The sequence below is a fragment of the Trabulsiella odontotermitis genome (genome assembly GCF_030053895.1).
GTDB classification, from domain to species: domain Bacteria; phylum Pseudomonadota; class Gammaproteobacteria; order Enterobacterales; family Enterobacteriaceae; genus Trabulsiella; species Trabulsiella odontotermitis_C.
The window spans coordinates 2,237,909-2,261,737 of record NZ_CP125781.1; the positions used below are offsets into that span (position 1 = coordinate 2,237,909).

Sequence of the window (23,829 nt, forward strand, 5' to 3'; positions counted from 1 at the left end):
GATCAGAGGTCGCCGGTCTGGCGTGCGACCAGGGTGAGAATAGAGTAGAGCGCCACCGTTTGCTGATGCTGATTGAAAATCTCGACTGCCCATTCCACCACGCCGGTCGGTCTCTCTTCAGCGGTTTTCTGTCGTTTCACCGTCTTGCGTTTGCAGGTCAGGCGCACCTGAATGGTGTCGCCAGGTTTCACCGGCTCGATAAAGCGCAGGTTTTCCATGCCGTAATTGGCGATGACCGGCCCGACGCCATCATCCACGAACAGCCCGGCGGCGGCGGAAATCACAAAATAGCCGTGCACCACGCGCTCGCCAAACAGCGATTCTGCCGCCGCGATTTTATCCATGTGGGCGTAGAAGTGATCGCCGCTCAGGCAGGCAAAATTGACGATATCCGCTTCGGTCATGGTCCGGCGCGGCGTCAGCAAGCTGTCGCCCGGTTGCAGCTCCTCGAAATATTTACGGAACGGATGGATACGGTCTTCCACCACCTGCGCGCCGCGTACCCATTGCTTGCTGATGGCGGCGAGCATCGTCGGGCTTCCCTGAATTGCCGTACGCTGCATGTAGTGTTTCACCGCCCGCAAACCGCCCAGCTCTTCGCCGCCACCGGCGCGCCCCGGGCCGCCATGTACCAGTTGCGGCAGCGGTGAACCATGTCCGGTGGATTCTTTCGATGATTCCTCATTCAGCACCTGAATACGGCCATGCGCCCGCGCCGCGCCGAGGATAAACGCCCGCGCCAGTTCGCCGTCTGCGGTAACCAGCGTTCCGGCGAGGCTGCCTTGCCCGGCACGGGCCAGCGCCAGCGAATGTTCACGATCGCGATAGGGCATCAGCGTAGCGACAGGACCAAAGGCTTCCGTCGCATGCACCGCAGGGGTCTCGTCCGGTTGTGGACACCACAGCAGTGTCGGCGGGAAAAACGCGCCGGCAGTACTGAGATCGGCCTTGCCGCCGAGACGGATTTCACAACCCGCTGCAACCAGCGCGTTCACCCGTTCCTGGACGTCCTGACGCTGTTCGGCATTGACCAGCGCGCCCATTTTTACCCCTTCCTGCGCCGGATCGCCCACCGTCACTTTTTCCAGTCGTGCAATCAGTGCGTCGCTCACTGCCTGTACCTGCGCCTGCGGCACAATAATGCGGCGGATCGCGGTACATTTTTGCCCGGCTTTCGCCGTCATTTCCCGCACCACTTCGCGAATGAACAGGGCGAATTCCGGCTGCTCCGGCGTGACATCATCGCCGAGCACGCAACAGTTCAGGGAGTCCGCTTCCATCGTGAATGGTATTGAATTTGCCACGATAGTGGGGTGAACACGCAGCATCTGGCCGGTTGAGGCCGATCCGGTGAAAGTCACCACATCCTGCGTATCGAGGTGATCCAGCAAGTCGCCCGCGCTGCCGCAAATCAGGCTGATGGCGCCATCCGGCACCAGACCGCTGTCGACGATGGCTTTCACTATCGCCTGGGTGACCTGCGCCGTTGCGGTGGCTGGTTTGATGATGGCGGGCATGCCCGCCAGCCACGTCGGCGCGAGTTTTTCCAGCATTCCCCAGCAGGGGAAGTTAAAGGCGTTGATATGTACGGCGACGCCGATTTTTGACGTCAGCACATGACGGGCGGCAAAACCACCGGCTTTTGACAGCGGGATCAGCTCATCTTCCGGCCACAGGGTGTCGTCCGGCAGTTCGCGACTGCCAAGCCCGGCATAGGTAAACAGCGTACCGATACCGCCTTCAATATCCACCCAACTGTCGGCCCGCGTGGCGCCGGTTTGTGCCGACAGCGCGTAAAAGGTCTCTTTCTGCTCCAGCAGATGGCGGGCGATGGCTTTCAGCATCGCCGCGCGCTCAATGAACGTCATTGCCTGTAACGCTTTGCCGCCGTGCTCAATCGCAAAACGGCGCGCCTGCGCCATGTCGAGGCCTTCACTGCTGACTTCCCACAGCGCGTCGCCGGTAATGGCGTGGTGGATTGCGCGCGCACGGCCGCGGCCAGTCTGCCACGTGCCGGATAAGTAACTGGTTAACTGCTGCATCACCGATCTCCAAAGTGTTACGTTGCATTGCATTACATAGTTTGATTATGAATCATAAAAATCAAGGATGAATTTAATAATTTATTAACAATGCGATCGCTGTCCTTATGAGATAAAAAGTTAATGTATTGAAAATACGTAACATTAGTAAATGAGTTGCGAGTGATATCACAGAAAACATAAACATAATTTGTGGTTTTAGTTAACTCTTATGTAACTTTTATAAAACAAAGTGATTCACATGATCATGATAAACAGGTTTAACAGGAATCATAAAGGTGATGTCGTGACAGAAGAGCAACGCTTTAACGAGCGCATCGCGCAGGAAACCGCCATCGAGCCGCAGGACTGGATGCCGGAGGCCTACCGCAAAACGCTGATCCGCCAGATTGGTCAGCACGCGCATTCCGAAATCGTCGGTATGCTGCCGGAAGGGAACTGGATCACCCGTGCCCCGTCGCTGCGCCGTAAAGCCATTCTGCTGGCGAAGGTGCAGGACGAAGCGGGGCACGGTCTCTATCTCTACAGTGCAGCGGAAACTCTCGGCTGCGCCCGCGAGGATCTCTACCAGAAGATGCTCGACGGCAAGATGAAATACTCCTCGATTTTTAACTACCCGACGCTGAACTGGGCAGATATCGGTGTGATCGGCTGGCTGGTGGATGGCGCCGCTATCGTTAACCAGGTGGCGTTGTGCCGGACCTCCTACGGTCCATATGCCCGGGCGATGGTGAAAATCTGCAAAGAGGAGAGCTTTCATCAGCGTCAGGGATTTGAAGCTTGCGTGACACTGTCACAAGGCAGCGATGCTCAGCGCCAGATGTTACAGGACGCCATCAACCGTTTCTGGTGGCCATCGCTGATGATGTTCGGCCCGAACGACGACAACTCGCCAAACAGCGCCCGCAGCCTGGCGTGGAAAATCAAACGACACTCCAACGACGAACTGCGTCAGCGCTTCGTCGACAACACCATTCCACAAGTGGAAATGCTGGGTATGACAGTACCGGACCCGGATCTGCATTTTGACGAGGTCAGCGGTCATTACCGTTTTGGCGATATCGACTGGCAGGAATTTAACGAGGTGATTAACGGACGCGGCGTCTGCAATCACGAACGTATCGCCGCCAAACGCAAAGCGTGGGACGACGGAGAGTGGGTGCGCGAAGCCGCACTGGCCCACGCGCAGAAACAGCAAGCCCGACGCGTCGCCTGAGGAGAAGCATGATGAGCAATGTTTACTGGCCATTATATGAAGTGTTTGTTCGCAGCAAACAGGGGCTGTCGCACCGCCATGTCGGCAGCCTGCATGCTGCGGATGATCGCATGGCGCTGGAAAACGCCCGTGACGCTTACACCCGTCGCAACGAAGGCTGTTCAATCTGGGTGGTGAAAGCGAGTGAAATCGTCGCCTCGCAGCCGGAAGAGCGCGGTGAGTTTTTCGACCCGTCAGAGAGCAAGGTGTACCGTCATCCGACGTTTTACACCATCCCTGACGGCATCGAGCATATGTGAGGTAGTGATGATAACCAACGATCCTGTCGCCACTTACGCATTGCGCCTCGGTGATAACTGTCTGGTGCTGGCGCAGCGGCTTTCCGCCTGGTGCGGCCATGCGCCGGAGCTGGAAATCGATCTGGCGCTTGCCAATATCGGTCTCGATCTGCTGGGGCAGGCGCGCAATTTCCTGACATACGCGGCGGAACGCCACGGTGAGGGCGATGAAGACACGCTGGCCTTTTTCCGCGACGAACGCCAGTTCAGCAATCTGTTGCTGGTTGAGCAGCCGAACGGCAACTTCGCCGACACCATCGCGCGCCAGTACCTGATGGATGCCTGGCACGTCGCGCTGTTCAGCCGCCTGACCGTCAGCCGCGATCCACAGATTGCCGCCATTGCCGCCAAAGCCATCAAAGAAGCGCGTTATCACCTGCGCTTCAGCCGTGGCTGGATGATTCGCCTCGGTCAGGGCACCGGGTTGTCCGCGCAGCGTATGCAGCAGGCGCTGGACAATGTCTGGCGCTTTACTGCCGAACTGTTTGACGCTGACGCGCTGGATATCGACCTGAGCGAGCAGGGTATTGCGGTTGATCCGCGTACGCTGCGCGACGAATGGGACGCGGAAATCGACAGTGGTTTACGCGAGGCCGGGCTGGTTATGCCCGCCGACGCAGCTTACCGCACCGGCGGCAAGCAGGGCCTGCATACCGAACATCTCGGCCCGATGCTGGCCGAGATGCAGTATCTGCAGCGGATGTACCCCGCGCAACAGTGGTAACCGGAGGTCAGCATGCAACGTCTCGCCACCATCGCCCCCGCCGACGTACGCCAGATCTGGGCGCTGCTGGGGCAGATCCCGGACCCGGAAGTCCCGGTGCTCACCATTACCGATTTAGGTATGGTGCGCAGCGTGGCGCCGCAGGGTGACGGCTGGGTGATTGGCTTTACGCCGACCTATTCCGGCTGCCCGGCGACGGAACATCTGCTGGGCGAGATCCGCCGCGCAATGATCGAAAACGGCTATACGCCGGTACACATTGTGCTGCAACTGGATCCGCCGTGGACCACCGACTGGATGAGCGCCAGTGCCCGCGAACGGCTGCGCCAGTACGGTATCAGCCCGCCACAGGCGCATACCTGCCATGCCGGGATCCCCGAAACGGTGAATTGCCCGCGCTGCGGCAGCAGCCATTCGACGCTTATCAGCGAATTTGGTTCGACGGCCTGCAAAGCGCTGTACCGCTGCGAAAGCTGCCGCGAACCCTTTGATTACTTTAAATGTATTTGAGGTTGCCATGACGACGTTCCATTCGCTTACGGTGGCAAAAGTTGAACCCGAAACCCGCGACGCGGTGACCATCACCTTCGCGGTGCCTGACGCGTTACAGGCGGCTTACGCGTTCCGCCCCGGGCAGCATCTGACGCTGAAAACCCGGCTGGGAAACGAAGAGCTGCGCCGCTGTTATTCCATCTGCCGTGGTGCGCGGCCGGGTGAAATCAGTGTGGCAGTGAAGGCCATCGATGGCGGGCGTTTCTCGAACTACGCCCGTCGGGAGATCAAACAGGGTATGGCGCTGGAGGTGATGGTGCCGCAGGGGCTGTTCGGCTATCAGCCGCAGCCAGACCGCCGCGGTAACTATCTCGCCATTGCCGCCGGCTCCGGCATCACCCCGATGCTGGCGATTGTGGAAACCACGCTGGCGACCGAACCCGACAGCCTGTTTACCGTGATTTACGGCAATCGCAGCAGTCAAAGCATGATGTTCCGCCAGGCGCTGGCCGATCTTAAAGACAGCTACCCGACGCGACTGCAACTGGTCTGCCTGTTCAGCCAGGAAACCCTCGACAGCGATCTGCTGCACGGGCGCATTGACGGCGAAAAATTGCAGGCGCTGTCGCGCACGCTGATCAACTTTGCCCAGTTTGATGACGCTTTTATCTGCGGCCCGGCGGCGATGATGGACGAGGCGGAAACCGCGCTGCTGGCGCTCGGTATGCCAAAAAAATCCATTCACCTTGAGCGCTTTAATACCCCGGGCAGTGGCATGCGCCGTGCCGCCAGCGTGAAGGCGCAGGGGCAGACGGTCACGGTGCGTCAGGACGGTCATGATCGTCAGGTGATGCTGACCGCTGATGACGAAAGCATTCTCGATGCGGCGCTGCGTCAGGGGGCGGATTTACCGTATGCCTGTAAGGGAGGCGTCTGCGCCACCTGCAAATGCAAAGTGTTGCGCGGTAACGTTGCTATGACCACCAATTACAGTCTCGAAGCCGATGAACTGGCCGCGGGTTATGTGCTGAGCTGTCAGGCGTTGCCAACCACGCCGGACGTGATTGTCGATTTTGATGCAAAGGGGATGGCATGAACGAGCTGCTGACTGAACAGCACGATCGTGTGCTGTTGCTGACCCTTAATCGCCCACAGGCGCGCAATGCGCTGAATAACACGCTGCTGGCGCAGATTGCCGATGCACTGGAATCTGCCGCGCAAAATCCGGCGATCGCGGCCTGCGTGATCAGCGGCAATGAACGCTTTTTTGCCGCCGGGGCAGATCTCAACGAAATGGCGGACAACGATCTCGTGGCGACGTTGAACGACGTTCGCCCACGATTGTGGGCGCGCATCAATGCCTTTAATAAACCGCTGATTGCGGCGGTGAACGGCTATGCGCTGGGCGCGGGCTGCGAGCTGGCGTTACTGTGCGACATCGTGATGGCGGGGGATAACGCCCGTTTCGGTCTGCCGGAAATCACCCTCGGTATGATGCCAGGCGCGGGTGGCACCCAACGGTTGATTCGCAGCGTCGGGAAAGCGCTGGCCAGCCGCATGGTGCTGACCGGTGAAAGCATCGACGCCAGACGCGCCCGTGAGGCCGGGCTGGTGAGCGACGTTTGCCCGCCAGCGCTGACCCAGGAATACGCGTTACAACTGGCAAAAACCATCGCTGCGCATGCGCCGCTGGCGCTTCAGGCAGCAAAACAGGCGCTGCGTCAGTCGCAGGAAGTGAGTCTCCACGCCGGGCTACAGCTTGAACGCCAGCTGTTTACGCTGCTCAGCGCCACCGACGATCGGCAGGAAGGCATTGCCGCTTTTCGCGAAAAACGTACCCCCGACTTCAAAGGACGCTAACAATGGACGCTTTTATTCTCAGCGACGTGGAACTGGGCGTGATGACCCTCACCCTCAACCGCCCGGATCGCCTGAACAGTTTTAACGATGAGATGCACCAGCAGTTAGCGGATTGCCTGACGCAGGCCGAACGTGACGATACCATTCGCTGTCTGTTGATCACAGGTGCCGGGCGCGGTTTCTGCGCCGGTCAGGATCTCAACGACCGTAACGTTGACCCGCAAGGCAACGCCCCGGATCTGGGGTTGTCGGTGGAAAAATTCTATAACCCGCTGGTCCGCCGACTGGCGGCGTTGCCAAAACCGGTCATTGCCGCGGTGAACGGCGTGGCGGCGGGCGCCGGTGCGACGCTGGCGCTCGGCTGCGATATGGTCATCGCTGCCCGCTCGGCCAACTTTGTTATGGCGTTCAGTAAGCTGGGGCTGGTACCGGACTGCGGCGGCACCTGGTTTTTGCCGCGCGTGGCAGGTCGGGCGCGAGCGCTGGGGCTGGCGCTGACGGGCGATAAGCTCAGCGCGGAGCAGGCGCAGCAGTGGGGCATGATCTGGCAGGTGGTGGATGACGCACAGTTGTCCGACACCGCGCTGACGCTGGCGCGCCATCTGGCGACCCAACCGACATATGGTCTGGGGTTAATTAAACAAGCGCTGCTGGCGGCGGAAACCAATACCCTCGACGCCCAGCTCGATCTTGAGCGCGACTATCAGCGACTGGCCGGACGCAGCCCGGATTATCGCGAAGGGGTCAGTGCGTTTCTCGCCAGGCGACCACCCCAGTTCAGCGGGAAATCATCATGAGCCAGCGCATTAACACCGTCGCGGTGATTGGCAGCGGCACCATGGGGGCGGGGATCGCTGAAGTGGCGGCGGCTGCGGGTCATCAGGTTTTGCTGTATGACATTGCCAGCGAGGCGCTGACTCGCGCGATTGACGGGATCCGCTCACGACTGGAGTCTCGTGTGGCGCGCGGCAAACTCAGTGCGGAAGCCTGTGCCAGCACGTTACGAAATCTGTATCCGGTCGAGGATCTGTCTGCGCTCGCCGCCGCCGGGCTGGTGATTGAAGCCGCCAGCGAACGGCTGGAGGTAAAAAAAGCGCTGTTCAGCCAGCTGGCGGAGATTTGCCCGCCGCAAACATTGCTCACCAGCAACACCTCATCGATTTCCATTACCGCCATCGCCGCTGATGTGCGTCACCCGGAGCGTGTGGCGGGGCTGCACTTTTTTAACCCTGCGCCGGTCATGAAGCTGGTGGAGGTGGTCAGCGGCCTGGCAACCTCGCCGGAAGTGGTGGAGCTGCTTTGCCAGTGCGTCACTCATTGGGGCAAACAGCCGGTGCGCTGTCACTCGACGCCGGGTTTTATCGTGAACCGTGTCGCCCGCCCGTTTTATGCCGAGGCATGGCGCGCGCTGGAAGAGCAGGTGGCAGACGCGGCAGTGATCGATACCGTACTACGTGACGGCGGGGGTTTTCCGATGGGGCCGCTGGCGCTGACCGATCTGATCGGTCAGGACGTCAATTTCGCCGTCACCTGTTCCGTCTTCAACGCCTTCTGGCAGGAGCGCCGTTTTTTACCGTCGTTATTGCAACAGGAACTGGTACTGGCCGGTCGGCTGGGCAAAAAAAGCGGGCAGGGCGTTTATCACTGGCCGCAAGGGGCGTCCGCGGTAGCGTTTCACCCGCGGATTGCTGAGCCTCTGCATGCTCACGAGGTACATAAATCAGGTGACGTTGTCACGCTTGATAGCGTGCAACTGCTGACCACTGACGGCGAAACCGCGCAGGCAAAAGCGGCACGGCTGAAATGCCCGGTGGTGCTGATGGATTATCGCGAGGGCGACGTTGTCGCCATTGCCGCCGCTGACAGTAATCGCCCGGAAGAGACGGCAAAAGCTATTGCCTGGCTGCAGCAACAGGGCAAGCAGGTGCTGATGATTGCCGATTATCCCGGTCTGCTGGTCTGGCGCACGGTCGCGATGTTGATTAACGAAGCGCTCGACGCCCTGCAAAAAGGCGTCGCCAGCGAAGCTGATATTGATACCGCGATGCGCCTTGGGGTGAATTATCCTCGCGGACCGCTGCAGTGGGGCGACATTCTCGGCTGGCAGCGGGTGTTGACGATGCTGGAAAACCTGCAACGTCATTACGGCGAAGAGCGCTATCGCCCGTGTTCACTGCTGCGCCAGCGTGCGCTTCTGGAGTGTGGTTATGAGTCATAACGCCTGGCACAACGCCCGTGTGATGTATGAAAACGACGCCTGCGCGCAGGCGCTGGGGATCGACATCGTGGAGATGGATGAAGGGTATGCCATGGTCACCATGACCGTGCTGCCGCAGATGCTGAACGGCCATCAGACCTGCCACGGCGGGCAAATTTTCTCGCTGGCGGATACCGCGTTTGCCTATGCCTGCAACAGCCAGGGACTGGCAGCGGTGGCCTCAGCCTGCACCATTGATTTTCTGCGCCCAGGAAAGGCGGGCGATAAACTCACTGCCACCGCCCGCGTCAAACATCAGGGCAACATTGCCGGGGTGTATGACATTGAAATCGTTAACCAACATCAAAAAACGGTCGCCCTGTTTCGCGGTAAATCGCACCGCATCGGCGGCAGTGTGACAGGAGAAGCCTGATGCGTGATGCGTATATTTGTGATGGCGTGCGAACGCCGGTAGGACGCTACGGCGGCGCGCTTTCCGGCGTGCGGGCGGACGATCTGGCGGCCATTCCGTTGCGTGCGCTGCTGAGTCGTCATCCGCAACTGGATGCGGCGTTGATCGACGATGTGATCCTCGGTTGTGCTAATCAGGCAGGGGAAGATAACCGCAACGTCGCGCGCATGGCGACGTTGCTGGCAGGGCTGCCGCAGACGGTGTCCGGCACCACCATCAACCGCCTGTGCGGCTCCGGGCTGGATGCGCTGGGGTTTGCCGCGCGCGCCATTCGTGCGGGTGATGCTGATCTGCTGCTGGCGGGCGGCGTGGAATCCATGTCGCGCGCACCGTTTGTGATGGGTAAAGCAACGTCGGCGTTTTCCCGTCAGGCTGAGATGTTTGATACCACCATTGGCTGGCGTTTTGTGAATCCGCTCATGGCGCGGCAATTTGGTACTGACAGCATGCCGGAAACGGCAGAGAATGTAGCTGAATTGTTAAATATCAGTCGGGCCGATCAGGATGCTTTCGCGCTGCGTAGCCAGCAGAGGACGGCAAAAGCGCAGCGTGACGGGATACTGGCGCAGGAGATTGTGCCCGTCACCGTCAAAGGCAAAAAAGGCGCTGTCGTGGAAGTGAAAGACGATGAGCATCCCCGCCCGGACACAACCCCGGAGCAACTGGCAGCGCTTAACGCCCCGTTTCGTGCCCGTGGTGTTATCACCGCCGGTAATGCTTCCGGGGTGAATGACGGCGCGGCGGCGTTGATTGTCGCCAGCGAGAAGATGGCGCTGGCGCAGGGGTTGACTCCGCGCACGCGTATTGTCGCCATGGCGAGCGCCGGGGTGGAGCCGCGCCTGATGGGGCTCGGCCCGGTACCAGCTACCCGCAAGGTACTGGAGCGTGCCGGACTGAATATCAACGATATGGATGTGATTGAGCTGAATGAAGCCTTCGCCGCGCAGGCACTGGGCGTGCTCAGACAACTGGGGCTGCCGGACGATGCCCCGCATGTGAATCCCAACGGTGGCGCCATCGCCATCGGTCATCCGTTGGGAATGAGTGGCGCCCGACTGGCGCTCGCCGCCAGTCATGAGCTGCACCGGCGCGGCGGACGCTATGCGCTGTGTACGATGTGTATCGGTGTGGGTCAGGGCATTGCCATGATCCTGGAGCGAGTTTGATCTGTGAGCTAATCAACCTGCGAGTACCCTATAATGATAACGACATCCAACCTTGATCCGATTGAAACCGCGTCCCGCGACGAACTGCATGCGCTGCAGACGCAACGCATGAAATGGACGCTGAAACACGCCTACGAGAATGTGCCGATGTACCGGCGCAAATTCGACGCCGCAGGCGTGCACCCTGACGATTTCAACGAGCTGGCCGATATCCGCAAATTTCCCTGCACCACCAAGCAGGATCTGCGCGACAACTATCCGTTCGATACCTTCGCCGTGCCAATGGAACAGATTGTGCGTATCCATGCATCGTCAGGCACCACCGGTAAGCCAACCGTGGTGGGCTACACGCAAAACGACATCGATAACTGGGCCAATATTGTGGCGCGTTCCCTGCGCGCGGCGGGCGGCAGCGCGAAAGATAAAATTCATGTCGCCTATGGTTACGGCCTGTTTACCGGCGGCCTGGGCGCGCATTACGGCGCAGAACGCCTGGGCGCGACGGTGATCCCGATGTCCGGTGGCCAGACTGAGAAGCAGGCGCAACTGATCCGTGATTTTCAGCCGGACATGATCATGGTGACGCCATCTTATTGCCTGAATCTGATTGAAGAGCTGGAGCGGCAAATGGGCGGTGACGCCAGCCAGTGCTCTCTGCGTGTCGGCGTATTTGGCGCGGAGCCGTGGACCTGTGCGATGCGTAGCGAAATTGAACGCCGTCTCGGCATTACCGCGCTGGATATTTATGGCCTGTCGGAAGTGATGGGGCCGGGGGTGGCGATGGAGTGTATCGAAACCGCTGACGGCCCGACTATCTGGGAAGATCATTTCTATCCGGAAATCGTTAACCCGGACGATGGTACGCCGCTGGATGATGGCGAGCAGGGCGAGCTGCTGTTTACCACGCTCACCAAAGAGGCGCTGCCGGTGATCCGCTATCGCACCCGCGATCTCACGCGTCTGCTGCCCGGTACGGCACGTTCAATGCGGCGTATGGACCGCATCAGCGGTCGCAGCGATGACATGCTGATTATTCGCGGCGTGAATGTCTTCCCGTCACAACTGGAAGAGGAGATTGTTAAGTTCGAGCATCTGTCACCGCATTACCAGCTGGAAGTGCATCGTCGCGGGCATCTTGATTCACTTTCGGTGCGCGTGGAGCTGAAAGAGAGCAGTCTCAGCCTGTCGCACGAACAGCGCTGCCAGGTATGTCACAACTTACGTCATCGCATTAAGTCGATGGTGGGCATTTCGACCGACGTCACCATTGTCAACTGCGGCAGCATCCCACGCTCTGAAGGCAAGGCCTGCCGGGTTTTTGACCTGCGCAAAGTTGCCGCTAACGGGTAATCGTTGTACGCCCCTCGCCAGGCGGGAGGGGCAATATGCTATGATTCATCCAGGATAAAAAAGATAAAAGAATGAATCAGATGAGCAAACTCGACGCGTTTATTCAACAGGCTGTCTCCTCCGTGCCCATCAGCGGGACGTCGCTTATCTCTTCGCTGTATGGCGATGCGCTGTCGCATCGCGGTGGCGAAATCTGGCTTGGCAGCCTGGCAGCATTACTGGAAGGGCTTGGTTTTGGCGAGCGCTTCGTGCGCACCGCGCTGTTTCGCCTTAACAAAGAGGGCTGGCTGGATGTCGATCGCGTTGGCCGACGCAGCTATTACCGGCTGAGTGACAAAGGCCTGCGCCTGACGCGTCGCGCGGAAGGCAAAATCTACCGCGCGGAACAGCCTGCCTGGGACGGCACCTGGTTGTTGCTGTTGTCAGAGGGGCTGGATAAATCGACGCTCGCAGATGTGAAAAAACAGCTGATCTGGCAGGGATTCGGCACGCTGGCGCCGAGCCTGATGGCGTCGCCGTCGCAAAAAATGGCGGATGTGCAGACGCTGCTGCACGAGGCGGGCGTAGCAGAAAACGTGATCTGTTTTGAGGCGCACTCGCCGCTGGCGATGTCAGTGGCGGCTCTGCGCGCGCGGGTTGAAGAGTGCTGGCAACTCAGCGAGCAGAACGTCATGTACAACGCGTTTATCGACTCTTTCCGGCCGCTGCTGCCACTGTTGCGGGAAGCTGCGCCAGGCGAGCTGACCCCGGAGCGTTGTTTCCAGATCCAACTGTTGCTGATCCATTTTTATCGCCGCGTGGTGCTGAAAGATCCGTTACTGCCCGAGGTGTTGCTGCCCGCACACTGGGCCGGGCAGGCGGCGCGCCAGTTGTGTATCAATATCTATCAACGTGTCGCCGCCGGTGCGCTGGCCTGGGTAAGCGAAAAAGCGGAAACCTCGGTCGGCGAACTGCCGCAACCGGGCAGTCTGTTTTATCAGCGCTTCGGCGGCCTGCAACTTAATTAAGGAGGCGTGATGCCTGTCTATCAAATCGATGGTCTGACGCCGGTAGTGCCTGAGGAAAGCTATGTGCATCCCACGGCGGTGCTGATTGGTGATGTGATCTTAGGTAAGGGTGTTTACGTTGGCCCGAACGCCAGTCTGCGCGGGGATTTTGGCCGAATCGTGGTGAAAGAGGGTGCCAATATTCAGGATAACTGCGTAATGCACGGTTTTCCGGAACAGGACACTGTGGTGGAGGAAGACGGCCATATCGGCCACAGTGCAATCCTTCACGGGTGTATTATCCGCCGTAACGCGCTGGTGGGTATGAACGCGGTCGTGATGGACGGCGCGATCATCGGCGAGAACAGCATTGTCGGCGCCGCCGCGTTTGTAAAAGCCAGGGCCGAAATGCCCGCTGATCATCTGATTATCGGCAGTCCGGCAAAAGCAATTCGCGCGTTGAGCGAGCAGGAGAAGGCGTGGAAAAAACAGGGCACGCGTGAGTATCAGGTGCTGGTGGAACGCTGCAAACAGACAATGCACCAGGTGGAACCGCTGCGCGAAGCCGAACCCGGTCGTCAACGGCTGGTGTTTGATGAGAATTTGCGGCCGAAGTCAGCCTCTTAAAACGTTAGCCCTCTCCGAAGAGAGGGCTAAGAGGTGCGCTGAGTGCCAGACCCTGCCGTGGTGACGCGGGGATTGCTCCCCGCGCGCGTCAGCTACTTCCTCGATTCGTAAGCGAGAACAGCTTTGATCTCCATACCACGTTCTTTTACGCTCAACTCACAAAGCGTTTCGCGTACCAGAAACGTGAATCCGAGTACTGCAATACACAGCACAATGATTGCCATAAGGGCGTATTTCGTCAGCATGTTATTGCCTCCTTTCAGAGAAGGGGCTAACATCCAACCTGCTAGGGTTTGGAGTGTCAGCCCCAGGTTGTACTGACCCCAAAAAGTTGGACAGTTAAACACGAGGCACATAGGTCTGGGTTCGATATTCAATTGGACTCAGACCTTTTAATTTCAGGCTAATTCTTCTGCTGTTGTAGTAGTCAATATATTCCGTAACAGCATCCTTCAGTTCGCTTATATTACTGAACTCGTCAAGATAAAAACACTCCGACTTTAAGGTTCCAAAGAAACATTCCACGACTGCATTATCCAGACAATTGCCTTTTCTGGACATGCTCTGTGTAATGCCTTGTTCTTTAAGGATGTTTTGATACCTTCTCATACGATACTGCCATCCCTGGTCAGAGTGCAGAATAGGATGCTCGTGAGGCTTAAGCTTTTTGAATGCCTGATCGAGCATATTCTCGACCATGTTCATCACAGGTCTTTCCGACAGGCTGTAAGAAATAACTTCGTTGTTGAAGAGATCTATTACTGGAGACAAATACAGCTTTCGCCCATTGACTGCAAATTCAGTAACGTCGGTAACCCACTTCTCGTTTGGCCGTGTAGCCTTGAAATCCCTTTGGAGAACATTGGGGGCGGTTTGCCCTACCTCTCCTCTGTAGGAGCTGTATCGCTTGACCTTAATCGCTGCCTTAAGCGAGAGGGTTCCCATCAGGCGCTGAACGGCTTTATGGTTAATCCGTTCCCCGTCTCGATGGAGAGACAACGTTACCCTACGGTATCCGTAACGACCTTTATTCTCGTGATAAATCTCACCAATACGCTTTTTAACATCCGCATACTTATCAGGCTTGCTGAGAGCCTTTAGATGGTAATAAAACGTACTGCGCGGTATCTCCGCTGCCTTGAGAAGCTCATCAAGAGGGTAAAACTGCCTTAGCTCGTTGAGTACTTTCACTTTTTCGCGGGATGAGCTAAGGCTTTCAGCTTTTTTAGATACGTAAGCCGCATTTCAAGGAATCGAACTTGTCTTTCAAGATCCTCAATACGTCGGTCTTTCGACAGCTCCAATGCTAACGCCGCTTTTTCTGGATCAACTGACATTGTAATGTTTCTTTTGGTGCCGATCTTGAGTGCGCGTAAACCAGCTTCTCCGTGCTCCTCATAGACTTTCAGCCACTTGGCTACAGAACCACTACCAGCAAGCATAAAGTGAGCAGCAGCCTGATTGAGGGACATCTGCTGCTCGGTCACGGCTTTCACGACCTTAATGCGCAACTCTGGATCAGCACTAACGCCTTTAGGTTTGGGAATTAAACCTTTTTCTCCATGTTTTTCATAGAGGGCAACCCACGTCCTGACCTGGGTTCGAGGCACACCAAAACGTGCAGAGATGATCCTGTAACCATCATCAGTTGTGAAGTAGTGATTCACGACTTCAAGGCGCTTTTCGAAGGGGTATTTTGGCTTTGACATATCAGGGACTATTCCATTTCATCGTCCAACAAAATGGGTGCAGTACAGGTGGATAACACTATCTCCCTGGGGCTTTTCACTATCCGGACTCCTGCAAATTGCCTGAGACCAGACAGTCTCAAGCACCCGCAGTGATTCTATGGGTTTCTTAACACATTGAAAGTACGAGATTTGAGTTTTACGAGCAGGCTCGTAAAGCGGGGCATTGCGGGGAAATAAAAACCCTCCCACCAGGCGGTGAGAGGGGGAAATCTTAAGCGGCGACGAAGCTGTCGATAGCCAGTTTAGCGTCGGACTGCGCTTTAGCTGCCACTTCCGGGCCGTACGCCACGCCTTCTGCGAACACGAAGTTCACGTCAGTAATACCGATAAAACCAAGGAACAGTTTCAGGTACGGGGCGACCAGGTCGGTCGGGGTGTCTTTATGGATCCCGCCACGGCTGGAGAGCACCACGGCGCGTTTACCGATGACCAGGCCTTCCGGACCGTTTTCGGTGTAGCGGAAGGTGACGCCAGCACGGGCAACCAGGTCGAAATAGTTTTTCAGCTGCGTCGAAATGTTGAAGTTGTACATCGGCGCGGCGATCACGATAACATCGTGCGCTTGCAGTTCAGTAATCAGTTCGTCAGAAAGCGCCAGCGCTTCCTGCTGACGCGGCGTCAGCGGCGCATCGCCCGGACGCATTGCACCCACCAGTTCACCATCCAGAACGGGGATCGGGTTGGCAGCCAGGTCACGAACAGTAATGTGGTCAGCCGGATGCTGCTCACGCCATTGTTCAACGAAATAGTCGGTCAGCTGACCAGACTGTGAGTACCCTGCCAGAATACTGGATTTGAGAACTAATACTTTGCTCATGGGTGATTCCTTATTATCAGATTGACGGGCCCGTGCCCTGTTGCTTGATGACACTTTATTCACAATCCTGCCACAGGGATAGCGCAATATATCGAAGTCTTTGTTCGAAATTATTGAACAAGAGACGAAAAGCGTGAATGTGGTACTCTATAACGAACGTTGACGTAAGCCTTTTCCGGCAGTGCGCTGCCCGATAACACTATGACAGAACAGAATAAAATTACCGTCGCTTCCCTCCACCACCAGCTTGATGGTCTGATGCTGCGCGACAAACAGCGCTTTACCCGCCGTTTGCAGGGCGCGAAGAAGGTTAAAAATCCTGAAGCACAACAGGCCATTTTCCAGGAGATGGCCAAAGAGATTGAACAGGCAGCGGGTAAAGTCCTGCTGCGGGCCGCCACGCGCCCGGAAATCACCTATCCGGATAACCTGCCGGTCAGTCAGAAGAAAGACGACATTCTCAACGCCATTCGCGATCATCAGGTGGTGATCGTGGCGGGGGAGACTGGCTCCGGGAAAACCACACAGTTACCGAAAATTTGTATGGAGCTGGGGCGCGGCATTAAAGGACTGATTGGTCATACTCAGCCGCGTCGTCTGGCGGCGCGGACGGTGGCTAACCGTATTGCCGAAGAGCTGAAGAGCGAGCCTGGCGAGTGCATCGGTTATAAAGTCCGTTTTAGCGATCGCATCAGCGATAACACCATGGTCAAGCTGATGACCGACGGTATTCTGCTGGCGGAAATTCAGCAGGACCGGCTGCTGATGCAGTACGACACCATCATCATCGATGAAGCGCACGAGCGCAGTCTGAACATCGATTTCCTGCTCGGCTACCTGAAAGAGTTGCTGCCGCGTCGCCCGGATCTGAAAGTGATCATCACCTCCGCGACCATCGATCCGGCGCGTTTCTCACGCCACTTTAACCATGCGCCGGTGATTGAAGTCTCCGGGCGCACGTATCCGGTGGAAGTGCGCTATCGCCCGATTGTGGAAGAGGCGGACGACACCGAGCGCGACCAGCTTCAGGCCATTTTTGACGCAGTGGAAGAGCTGGGTCATGAAAGCGCTGGCGACATTCTGATTTTCATGAGCGGCGAGCGTGAAATCCGCGATACCGCAGATGCCCTCAATAAGCTGGATCTGCGCCATACGGAGATCCTGCCGTTGTATGCGCGGCTGTCAAACAGCGAGCAAAACCGCGTATTCCAGCCTCACAGTGGGCGGCGTATCGTGCTGGCGACCAACGTTGCCGAAACCTCGTTGACAGTACCGGGCATTAAATATGTGATCGACCCCGGAACGGCGCGTATCAGCCGTTACAGCTATCGCACCAAAGTTCAGCGTCTGCCGATCGAGCCGGTCTCGCAGGCGTCAGCGAACCAGCGTAAAGGCCGTTGCGGACGTGTCTCGGAAGGGATCTGTATTCGCCTCTATTCGGAAGATGATTTCCTGTCGCGCCCGGAATTCACCGACCCGGAAATCCTGCGTACCAACCTGGCGTCCGTTATTCTGCAAATGACGGCGCTGGGGCTGGGTGACATCGCGGCGTTTCCGTTTGTCGAGGCGCCGGACAACCGCAACATTCAGGATGGCGTGCGTCTGCTGGAAGAGCTGGGGGCGATTACCACTGACGAACAGCAAACCGCGTACAAGCTGACGGCTATGGGTCGCCAGCTCAGCCAGTTGCCGGTGGATCCTCGTCTGGCGCGGATGGTGCTGGAAGCGCAAAAACACGGTTGTGTGCGTGAGGCAATGATCATCACCGCCGCACTGTCGATTCAGGATCCGCGCGAGCGCCCGATGGACAAACAACAGGCGTCCGATGAAAAACATCGCCGTTTCCACGATAAAGAATCTGATTTTCTGGCCTTTGTTAATCTGTGGAACTACCTCGGCGAACAGCAGAAAGCGCTGTCGTCGAACCAGTTCCGCCGCCTGTGTCGCACCGATTTCCTCAACTACCTGCGCGTACGCGAATGGCAGGATGTCTACACGCAACTGCGCCAGGTGGTGAAGGCGCTGGGCATTCCGGTGAACAGCGAGCCAGCGGAATACCGCGAGATCCATCTGGCACTGTTAACCGGGTTGTTGTCGCACATCGGCATGAAAGATGCCGATAAACAGGAGTTTACCGGCGCGCGCAACGCCCGCTTTGCCATCTTCCCTGGCTCTGGTTTATTCAAAAAACCACCGAAATGGACGATGGTCGCTGAACTGGTGGAGACCAGCCGTTTGTGGGGCCGCGTGGCCGCCCGTATTGAGCCGGAATGGGTCGAACCGCTGGCGCAGCATCTGATCAAACGTTCCTGGAGCGAACCACACTGGGAGCGGGCGCAGGGTGCGGTGATGGCGACGGAAAAAGTCACTCTGTACGGTTTGCCGATTGTCGCCGCGCGTAAAGTCAATTACAGCCGGATCGACCCCGCGCTGTGCCGCGAGCTGTTTATCCGCCATGCGCTGGTGGAAGGCGACTGGCAGACCCGCCACGCCTTCTTCCGCGACAACCTGAAATTGCGGGCGGAGATCGAAGAGCTGGAGCATAAGTCACGCCGTCGCGACATTCTGGTGGATGATGAGTCGTTGTTTGAGTTTTACGACCAGCGTATCAGCCATGACGTCATCACGGCGCGTCACTTTGACAGTTGGTGGAAAAAGGTCAGCCGGGAAACGCCCGATCTGCTCAATTTCGAGAAGAGCATGCTGATCAAAGAGGGCGCGGAAAAGGTCAGCAAACTCGATTACCCGAATTTCTGGCATCAGGGCAACCTCAAGCTGCGGCTGAGCTATCAGTTTGAACCCGGTACCGATGCTGACGGCGTCACAGTGCATATTCCGCTACCGCTGCTGAATCAGGTCGAGGAAAGCGGTTTTGAATGGCAGATCCCCGGCCTGCGCCGGGAGCTGATTATCGCGCTGATCAAATCGTTGCCGAAGCCGGTACGCCGTAACTTCGTCCCGGCGCCCAACTATGCGGAGGCGTTTTTAGGCCGCGTCACGCCACTGGAGTTGCCGTTGCTGGATGCGCTGGAGCGCGAACTGCGCCGTATGACCGGTGTTACCGTTGACCGTGAGGACTGGCACTGGGATCAGGTGCCCGATCATCTGAAAATGACCTTCCGGGTGGTGGACGACAACAACAAGAAACTTCAGGAAGGCAGCAGCCTGACCGCGCTAAAAGACGCGCTTAAAGGGAAAGTTCAGGAAACCCTGTCCGCAGTAGCGGATGACGGTATTGAACAGAGCGGTCTGCACATCTGGAGTTTCGGTACGCTGGCGGAAAGCTTCGAGCAGAAGCGGGGCAACTATAAGGTCAAAGCCTGGCCTGCGCTGGTGGATGAACGCGACAGTGTGGCGATCAGGCTGTTTGACAACCCACAGGAACAGCAGCAGGCGATGTGGCGCGGTGTGCGCCGTTTGCTGTTGCTCAACATCCCGTCGCCGATCAAGTATCTGCACGAAAAATTACCCAACAAAGCCAAGCTGGGTCTCTATTTCAACCCCTACGGCAAAGTGCTGGATCTGATTGATGACTGCATCTCCTGCGGCGTCGATAAACTGATTGATGAAGCGGGCGGTCCGGTCTGGACGGAAGCGGGGTTTGCCGCGCTGCATGAGAAAGTTCGCGCTGAACTGAACGACACGGTTGTCGAGATTGCGAAGCAGGTGGAGCAGATCCTCACCACCGTATTCAACATCAACAAACGGCTGAAAGGGCGCGTGGACATGACCATGGCGCTCGGTATGTCGGATGTGAAAGCACAGATGAGCGGGCTGGTTTATCGCGGGTTTGTCACCGGCAACGGGTTCAAAAAACTGGGTGATACGCTGCGCTATTTGCAGGCGATCGAGCGTCGTCTGGAAAAACTGGCGATTGATCCGCACCGCGACCGCGTACAGATGCTGAAAGTGGAAAGTGTGCAACAGGCCTGGCAACAGTGGCTCAACAAGTTACCGCCAGCGCGTCGTGAGGATGACGATGTGAAAGAGATCCGCTGGATGATTGAAGAGCTGCGGGTCAGTTACTTTGCGCAACAACTGGGAACGCCATATCCGATTTCAGACAAGCGCATTCTGCAGGCGATGGAGCAAATCGGCTAGCGGCCACCAGTCAATGGGCTTTTGCGGCTTTCGGAGTGATCCCCTGTGTTCGTCAGTCGCATGCGTTACCCTGTGGTTTCATAGTGGAAAGAAGGGAAAATTATGTTGACGACCTTTCCGGAATTACCCGAATCAACGCTAAATGCCGCGAATACGGTCGGCGCCTGGCTGGCGCAGAACGACTATCAACCGCGTCCGCGTCCTGGCGAGGCGGATCTGGTCGTGCTGGCCGGCAACGCGGTGATCCCAACGATTGATGCGGCCTGCCAGCTGGTCGCCGGTGGCGAACAAACGCTGCTGATAAGCGGCGGCATTGGCCATTCGACGACGTTTCTGTATGCGGCAATCGCCCGCCATCCGCGTTACCACAGCATCCGTACCACCGGGCGCGCAGAAGCCGCGATCCTTGCCGATATTGCCCATCAGTTCTGGAATATCCCCCGCGAACGGATGCTGGTGGAAAGCAAATCGACCAACTGCGGGGAAAATGCGCAATTCACTCGTGCGATGCTCGAAGAGACTGGCATTCACAGTCAGGAAGGCATTGTCGTGCAGGATCCGACCATGCAGCGGCGCACCATGGCGACCTTTGCCCATGTCTGGCAGGATTGCGACAGCGCGCCAGTGTGGAAAAGCTATCCGGGGCTGACACCGGTATTGCGTAACGGTGAACACGGGGCGTGTTTCAGCGGCGACAGTACCGGGTTATGGCCGGTGGAGCGCTATCTGTCGCTGATCGTCGGTGAATTACCCCGCCTGCGTGATGATGAACAAGGCTACGGTCCGCGCGGCAAAGGGTTTATCAGCCACGTGGATATACCTGCTGAGGTGGAGGCTGCCTGGCAGCAATTGCGCAGCGATGCGTTACTGGTGGAGGCGTTGAAAAGCCGTGCGCTGATGTGATCCTGCGGGGAAAACGCGGATGGCCTTAGCCATCCGCAGGGAGGATTACAGTTTTGCGAACTTATCCAGCACGCGAATCAGCTGGGTGACAAAGCCATATTCGTTGTCGTACCAGGAGACGGTTTTCACCAGTTGCAGATCGCCTGCTTCGGTGATTTCGGTTTGTGTGGCGTCGAAAATCGAACCGAAATGCGAGCCAACCACGTCTGAAGAGACGATCTCTTCCTCGGTATAGCCGAACGATTCATTATTCGCTGTTGCTTTTTTCAGCGCCTGGTGGATCTTATCCACGGTTACTTTCTTCTCCAGAATGGACACCAGTTCGGTGACCGAGCCTGTCTTCACCGGAACGCGTTGCGCGTGGCCTTTCAGTTTGCCGCTCAGCGCCGGGATCACCAGACCAATGGCTTTCGCCGCGCCAGTGGTATGCGGAATGACGTTTTCTGCCGCCGCGCGCGAGGCACGCAGATCTTTACCGCGCGGGCCATCGACCAGCGCCTGGGTACCGGTATAGGCGTGAATAGTAGTCATGGTGCCGAGTTTAATGCCAAAGGCATCATGCAGCGCTTTCGCCATCGGCGCCAGGCAGTTGGTCGTGCAGGAGGCGACGGAAATAATCGTATCGCTTGCCTCCAGCGTATCGTCGTTAACGTTATAGACGATCGTTTTCATTTCCCCTGCCGGGGCAGAAATCAACACTTTTCTCGCACCGGCATCAAGATGCGCTTTGGCTTTGTCTGCCGAGGTATAGAAACCGGTGCATTCAACAATAATCTCAGCGCCTGATGCTTTCCACGGGATGTTTTTCGCCTCTTTTTCGGCGTAGACGGTGATTTTTTTACCGTCAACGATCAGCGCATCTTCGGTGAAATCGACGCTCCATGGGAAAGGGCCATAGTTGCTGTCATGTTTGAGCAGATAGGCCAGCACTTTCGGGGAGGTCAGATCGTTAATAGCAACCACGTCGGCAGGGCTTTTGACTTCAAGAATACGGCGCAGGACCAGACGGCCGATGCGACCAAAACCGTTAATACCAATTTTACTCATGGATCATCTCCTTCATAACTCAACGAGTCGATATAGTGCACTTCACCAGGCTTAGTTCAGGAAATGGAAATGAGCAACCGGGAAGTGGCAACAGCCTGAAACTGTTTAGAAATTGGAACGGGAAAGTTAATGAATTCTTAAGAAAAGGCCGTTATGGTAGTCCGGCAACTTCATTCAGCGGGATAATTTTATGCGTGACAAATATTCAGGCTTACAGATTGGCCTTCACTGGTTCGTGTTTTTACTGGTCATCGTGACTTATTGCGCGATGGAACTGCGGGGCTTTTTCCCGCGCGACTATCGTCCGGTATTTAATATGGTTCACGTTTCCGGCGGGATCTCGATTCTCGTGCTGACAGTGGCGCGTCTGTTGCTCCGCATTAAGCGCCCGGCGCCGCCGATCGTGCCCAAACCAAAGCCGATGATGACCGGTCTGGCGCATCTCGGGCACCTGGCTATCTATCTGCTGTTCATCGTGCTGCCGGTGATTGGCTTTGTGATGATGTACAACCGCGGTAATCCGTGGATTGCCTTTGGCATTTCGATGCCTCATGCGGCCGCGTCGAATTTTGACCTTGCGGACACGCTGGAAGAATATCACGTCTTTCTGGCGAACCTCGGCTACTGGGTGATCGGCCTGCATGCCGCGGCAGCACTGGCACATCACTACTACTGGCGTGATAACACGCTGTTGCGGATGATGCCGCGCAAGCGGTCGTGACTGTATTAATGAGGGGGCGGATATTTAACTTTCTCCAAACCCTAATATCCATTCAACATATCTAACAAAAATTTATTGTTCCGAAAACGCAACGCTGCGTCCTCCTTTTACGGCCTAACCGAATATCCCGAACTCAACTATCATTTCTATGACTCCAGCAGAACCGCGCAGAATTATGCGCACCGCTGGTTGGAATAACACCGTAATTTTGAAGAGGAAAGGATAATGTCTTCTAAACCGTATGTACGTCTGGATAAAAATGACGTCGCTGTATTGTTAGTGGATCATCAGGCGGGATTGCTTTCACTGGTTCGTGATATTGAACCTGACAAATTTAAAAATAACGTGCTGGCACTGGCTGACATGGCGAAGTATTTCAATTTACCGACCATTCTGACCACCAGTTTTGAAACCGGGCCAAATGGCCCACTGGTGCCGGAATTAAAAGAAATGTTCCCTGAGGCGCCGTTTATCGCGCGTCCTGGCAACATTAATGCGTGGGATAATGAAGACTTCGTCAAAGCCGTTAAAGCCACCGGTAAAAAACAGCTGCTGATTGCTGGCGTCGTGACCGAAGTCTGCGTGGCATTCCCGGCACTGTCGGCCATTGAAGAAGGGTTCGACGTGTTTGTAGTAACCGACGCGTCAGGCACTTTTAACGAAATTACCCGTCATTCTGCGTGGGATCGTATGTCGCAGGCGGGTGTGCAGTTAATGACCTGGTTTGGCGCCGCGTGTGAACTGCATCGTGACTGGCGTAATGATATAGAAGGTCTGGCTACGCTGTTCTCTAATCATATTCCTGATTATCGTAACCTGATGACCAGCTATGACAAACTCGCGAACAAATAACTCGTGAGATAATCAGGCTTTCCACGCTATTGTGGCGAGCCTGTTTGCTTTTTATTCTTCAGCTCTTTCTTAACCCTCAATTATTTAATAAATTCTTACATACAGGCAGAATCAGCCTAAACTGAACAAAAGAATCATTTCACTCAGTGACAAGTACTGGCGATGTC

At 56.7% G+C, this 23,829-nt stretch carries 22 protein-coding genes; 17 read left to right on the forward strand and 5 right to left on the reverse strand.

Features of this window, described 5'->3' with window-relative positions; all coding sequences use genetic code 11:
• Positions 1-2 precede the first annotated feature (2 nt).
• Positions 3-2,042, reverse strand: coding sequence for a phenylacetic acid degradation bifunctional protein PaaZ (gene paaZ, locus QMG90_RS10720; protein WP_283283784.1), 2,040 nt, complete (start codon positions 2,040-2,042; stop codon positions 3-5).
• A gap of 286 nt (positions 2,043-2,328) precedes the next feature.
• Between paaZ and paaA the strand changes: the two genes are divergently transcribed.
• The 13 genes from paaA to paaY all read left to right on the forward strand — a co-directional run bounded on the left by paaA (position 2,329) and on the right by paaY (position 13,470).
• Positions 2,329-3,258, forward strand: a complete 930-nt coding sequence (gene paaA / locus QMG90_RS10725) for a 1,2-phenylacetyl-CoA epoxidase subunit PaaA (RefSeq protein WP_283283785.1) — start codon at positions 2,329-2,331, stop codon at positions 3,256-3,258.
• An 11-nt stretch (positions 3,259-3,269) separates the two neighbouring features.
• Positions 3,270-3,557 (forward strand): 1,2-phenylacetyl-CoA epoxidase subunit PaaB, encoded by a 288-nt coding sequence (gene paaB / locus QMG90_RS10730; RefSeq protein ID WP_038154213.1) that lies wholly within the window; start codon positions 3,270-3,272, stop codon positions 3,555-3,557.
• 7 nt (positions 3,558-3,564) lie between these two features.
• Positions 3,565-4,320, forward strand: a complete 756-nt coding sequence (gene paaC / locus QMG90_RS10735; protein ID WP_283283786.1) for a 1,2-phenylacetyl-CoA epoxidase subunit PaaC — start codon at positions 3,565-3,567, stop codon at positions 4,318-4,320.
• A gap of 12 nt (positions 4,321-4,332) precedes the next feature.
• Positions 4,333-4,830 carry a 1,2-phenylacetyl-CoA epoxidase subunit PaaD gene (gene paaD, locus QMG90_RS10740; RefSeq protein WP_283283787.1) on the forward strand — a complete coding sequence of 166 codons (498 nt, stop codon included), beginning with the start codon at positions 4,333-4,335 and terminating at the stop codon, positions 4,828-4,830.
• 7 nt (positions 4,831-4,837) lie between these two features.
• Positions 4,838-5,908 (forward strand): 1,2-phenylacetyl-CoA epoxidase subunit PaaE, encoded by a 1,071-nt coding sequence (paaE, locus tag QMG90_RS10745; protein WP_283283788.1) that lies wholly within the window; start codon positions 4,838-4,840, stop codon positions 5,906-5,908.
• Positions 5,905-6,672, forward strand: coding sequence for a 2,3-dehydroadipyl-CoA hydratase PaaF (paaF, locus tag QMG90_RS10750; RefSeq protein WP_283283789.1), 768 nt, complete (start codon positions 5,905-5,907; stop codon positions 6,670-6,672). The genes paaE and paaF overlap by 4 nt, the downstream gene beginning before the upstream one ends.
• Positions 6,673-6,674: 2 nt before the next feature.
• The gene (paaG, locus tag QMG90_RS10755) at positions 6,675-7,469 is read left to right on the forward strand and encodes a 2-(1,2-epoxy-1,2-dihydrophenyl)acetyl-CoA isomerase PaaG (protein ID WP_283283790.1); all 795 of its coding nucleotides are present in this window, start codon (positions 6,675-6,677) and stop codon (positions 7,467-7,469) included.
• Positions 7,466-8,890, forward strand: coding sequence for a 3-hydroxyacyl-CoA dehydrogenase PaaH (paaH, locus tag QMG90_RS10760; protein WP_283283791.1), 1,425 nt, complete (start codon positions 7,466-7,468; stop codon positions 8,888-8,890). Before paaG ends, paaH begins: the two co-directional genes overlap by 4 nt.
• On the forward strand, positions 8,880-9,302 hold the full coding sequence (gene paaI, locus QMG90_RS10765; RefSeq protein WP_283283792.1) for a hydroxyphenylacetyl-CoA thioesterase PaaI: 423 nt from the start codon (positions 8,880-8,882) through the stop codon (positions 9,300-9,302). Before paaH ends, paaI begins: the two co-directional genes overlap by 11 nt.
• On the forward strand, positions 9,302-10,507 hold the full coding sequence (pcaF, locus tag QMG90_RS10770) for a 3-oxoadipyl-CoA thiolase (protein WP_283283793.1): 1,206 nt from the start codon (positions 9,302-9,304) through the stop codon (positions 10,505-10,507). The genes paaI and pcaF overlap by 1 nt, the downstream gene beginning before the upstream one ends.
• 33 nt (positions 10,508-10,540) lie before the next feature.
• Positions 10,541-11,857 carry a phenylacetate--CoA ligase PaaK gene (paaK, locus tag QMG90_RS10775; protein ID WP_283283794.1) on the forward strand — a complete coding sequence of 439 codons (1,317 nt, stop codon included), beginning with the start codon at positions 10,541-10,543 and terminating at the stop codon, positions 11,855-11,857.
• Positions 11,858-11,928: 71 nt separating this feature from the next.
• Complete coding sequence (gene paaX, locus QMG90_RS10780; RefSeq protein WP_283283795.1) at positions 11,929-12,864, forward strand: phenylacetic acid degradation operon negative regulatory protein PaaX; 936 nt, start codon at positions 11,929-11,931, stop codon at positions 12,862-12,864.
• A gap of 9 nt (positions 12,865-12,873) precedes the next feature.
• Positions 12,874-13,470 (forward strand): phenylacetic acid degradation protein PaaY, encoded by a 597-nt coding sequence (gene paaY, locus QMG90_RS10785; protein WP_283283796.1) that lies wholly within the window; start codon positions 12,874-12,876, stop codon positions 13,468-13,470.
• A 92-nt stretch (positions 13,471-13,562) separates the two neighbouring features.
• On the opposite strand, the gene QMG90_RS10790 is transcribed toward paaY, so the two are convergent.
• The 3 genes from QMG90_RS10790 to azoR form a co-directional block, all read right to left on the reverse strand.
• Positions 13,563-13,715 (reverse strand): Hok/Gef family protein, encoded by a 153-nt coding sequence (locus QMG90_RS10790; protein WP_283283797.1) that lies wholly within the window; start codon positions 13,713-13,715, stop codon positions 13,563-13,565.
• Positions 13,716-13,809: 94 nt separating this feature from the next.
• Positions 13,810-15,179 (reverse strand): IS3-like element ISKpn8 family transposase gene (locus QMG90_RS10795; protein WP_085949440.1). Its coding sequence is split into 2 segments (ribosomal slippage): positions 13,810-14,699 and positions 14,699-15,179, totalling 1,371 coding nucleotides; the frame shifts between segments, so codons are not numbered across the junction.
• Between the two features lie 253 nt (positions 15,180-15,432).
• Positions 15,433-16,038: an FMN-dependent NADH-azoreductase gene (azoR, locus tag QMG90_RS10800; RefSeq protein ID WP_283283798.1), complete on the reverse strand. Its 606-nt coding sequence runs from the start codon at positions 16,036-16,038 to the stop codon at positions 15,433-15,435.
• Between the two features lie 201 nt (positions 16,039-16,239).
• Between azoR and hrpA the strand changes: the two genes are divergently transcribed.
• Both hrpA and QMG90_RS10810 read left to right on the forward strand, forming a co-directional pair.
• On the forward strand, positions 16,240-20,139 hold the full coding sequence (hrpA, locus tag QMG90_RS10805; RefSeq protein WP_283283799.1) for an ATP-dependent RNA helicase HrpA: 3,900 nt from the start codon (positions 16,240-16,242) through the stop codon (positions 20,137-20,139).
• 102 nt (positions 20,140-20,241) lie between these two features.
• Positions 20,242-21,042 carry a YdcF family protein gene (locus tag QMG90_RS10810; protein WP_283283800.1) on the forward strand — a complete coding sequence of 267 codons (801 nt, stop codon included), beginning with the start codon at positions 20,242-20,244 and terminating at the stop codon, positions 21,040-21,042.
• A 45-nt stretch (positions 21,043-21,087) separates the two neighbouring features.
• On the opposite strand, the gene gap is transcribed toward QMG90_RS10810, so the two are convergent.
• Positions 21,088-22,089, reverse strand: coding sequence for a type I glyceraldehyde-3-phosphate dehydrogenase (gene gap / locus QMG90_RS10815; RefSeq protein ID WP_283283801.1), 1,002 nt, complete (start codon positions 22,087-22,089; stop codon positions 21,088-21,090).
• Positions 22,090-22,279: 190 nt separating this feature from the next.
• Here gap and cybB point away from each other — a divergent pair, with 190 nt between their 5' ends.
• Positions 22,280-22,810, forward strand: a complete 531-nt coding sequence (gene cybB, locus QMG90_RS10820; protein WP_283283802.1) for a cytochrome b561 — start codon at positions 22,280-22,282, stop codon at positions 22,808-22,810.
• Positions 22,811-23,035: 225 nt separating this feature from the next.
• Complete coding sequence (gene ycaC / locus QMG90_RS10825) at positions 23,036-23,662, forward strand: isochorismate family cysteine hydrolase YcaC (RefSeq protein ID WP_283283803.1); 627 nt, start codon at positions 23,036-23,038, stop codon at positions 23,660-23,662.
• Positions 23,663-23,829: the final 167 nt, after the last annotated feature.

Excerpts from the sequence above, each read along its gene's own strand:
- paaK (WP_283283794.1), top strand. The coding sequence starts at position 10,541 with ATGATAACGACATCCAACCTTGATCCGATTGAAACCGCGTCCCGCGAC.
- paaI (WP_283283792.1), top strand. The coding sequence starts at position 8,880 with ATGAGTCATAACGCCTGGCACAACGCCCGTGTGATGTATGAAAACGAC.
- paaF (WP_283283789.1), top strand. The coding sequence starts at position 5,905 with ATGAACGAGCTGCTGACTGAACAGCACGATCGTGTGCTGTTGCTGACC.
- paaD (WP_283283787.1), top strand. The coding sequence starts at position 4,333 with ATGCAACGTCTCGCCACCATCGCCCCCGCCGACGTACGCCAGATCTGG.
- paaG (WP_283283790.1), top strand. The coding sequence starts at position 6,675 with ATGGACGCTTTTATTCTCAGCGACGTGGAACTGGGCGTGATGACCCTC.
- paaZ (WP_283283784.1), bottom strand. The coding sequence starts at position 2,042 with ATGCAGCAGTTAACCAGTTACTTATCCGGCACGTGGCAGACTGGCCGC.
- paaX (WP_283283795.1), top strand. The coding sequence starts at position 11,929 with ATGAATCAGATGAGCAAACTCGACGCGTTTATTCAACAGGCTGTCTCC.
- paaE (WP_283283788.1), top strand. The coding sequence starts at position 4,838 with ATGACGACGTTCCATTCGCTTACGGTGGCAAAAGTTGAACCCGAAACC.
- hrpA (WP_283283799.1), top strand. The coding sequence starts at position 16,240 with ATGACAGAACAGAATAAAATTACCGTCGCTTCCCTCCACCACCAGCTT.
- ycaC (WP_283283803.1), top strand. The coding sequence starts at position 23,036 with ATGTCTTCTAAACCGTATGTACGTCTGGATAAAAATGACGTCGCTGTA.
- cybB (WP_283283802.1), top strand. The coding sequence starts at position 22,280 with ATGCGTGACAAATATTCAGGCTTACAGATTGGCCTTCACTGGTTCGTG.
- azoR (WP_283283798.1), bottom strand. The coding sequence starts at position 16,038 with ATGAGCAAAGTATTAGTTCTCAAATCCAGTATTCTGGCAGGGTACTCA.
- paaH (WP_283283791.1), top strand. The coding sequence starts at position 7,466 with ATGAGCCAGCGCATTAACACCGTCGCGGTGATTGGCAGCGGCACCATG.
- pcaF (WP_283283793.1), top strand. The coding sequence starts at position 9,302 with ATGCGTGATGCGTATATTTGTGATGGCGTGCGAACGCCGGTAGGACGC.
- QMG90_RS10790 (WP_283283797.1), bottom strand. The coding sequence starts at position 13,715 with ATGCTGACGAAATACGCCCTTATGGCAATCATTGTGCTGTGTATTGCA.
- gap (WP_283283801.1), bottom strand. The coding sequence starts at position 22,089 with ATGAGTAAAATTGGTATTAACGGTTTTGGTCGCATCGGCCGTCTGGTC.
- QMG90_RS10810 (WP_283283800.1), top strand. The coding sequence starts at position 20,242 with ATGTTGACGACCTTTCCGGAATTACCCGAATCAACGCTAAATGCCGCG.
- paaY (WP_283283796.1), top strand. The coding sequence starts at position 12,874 with ATGCCTGTCTATCAAATCGATGGTCTGACGCCGGTAGTGCCTGAGGAA.
- paaC (WP_283283786.1), top strand. The coding sequence starts at position 3,565 with ATGATAACCAACGATCCTGTCGCCACTTACGCATTGCGCCTCGGTGAT.
- paaB (WP_038154213.1), top strand. The coding sequence starts at position 3,270 with ATGAGCAATGTTTACTGGCCATTATATGAAGTGTTTGTTCGCAGCAAA.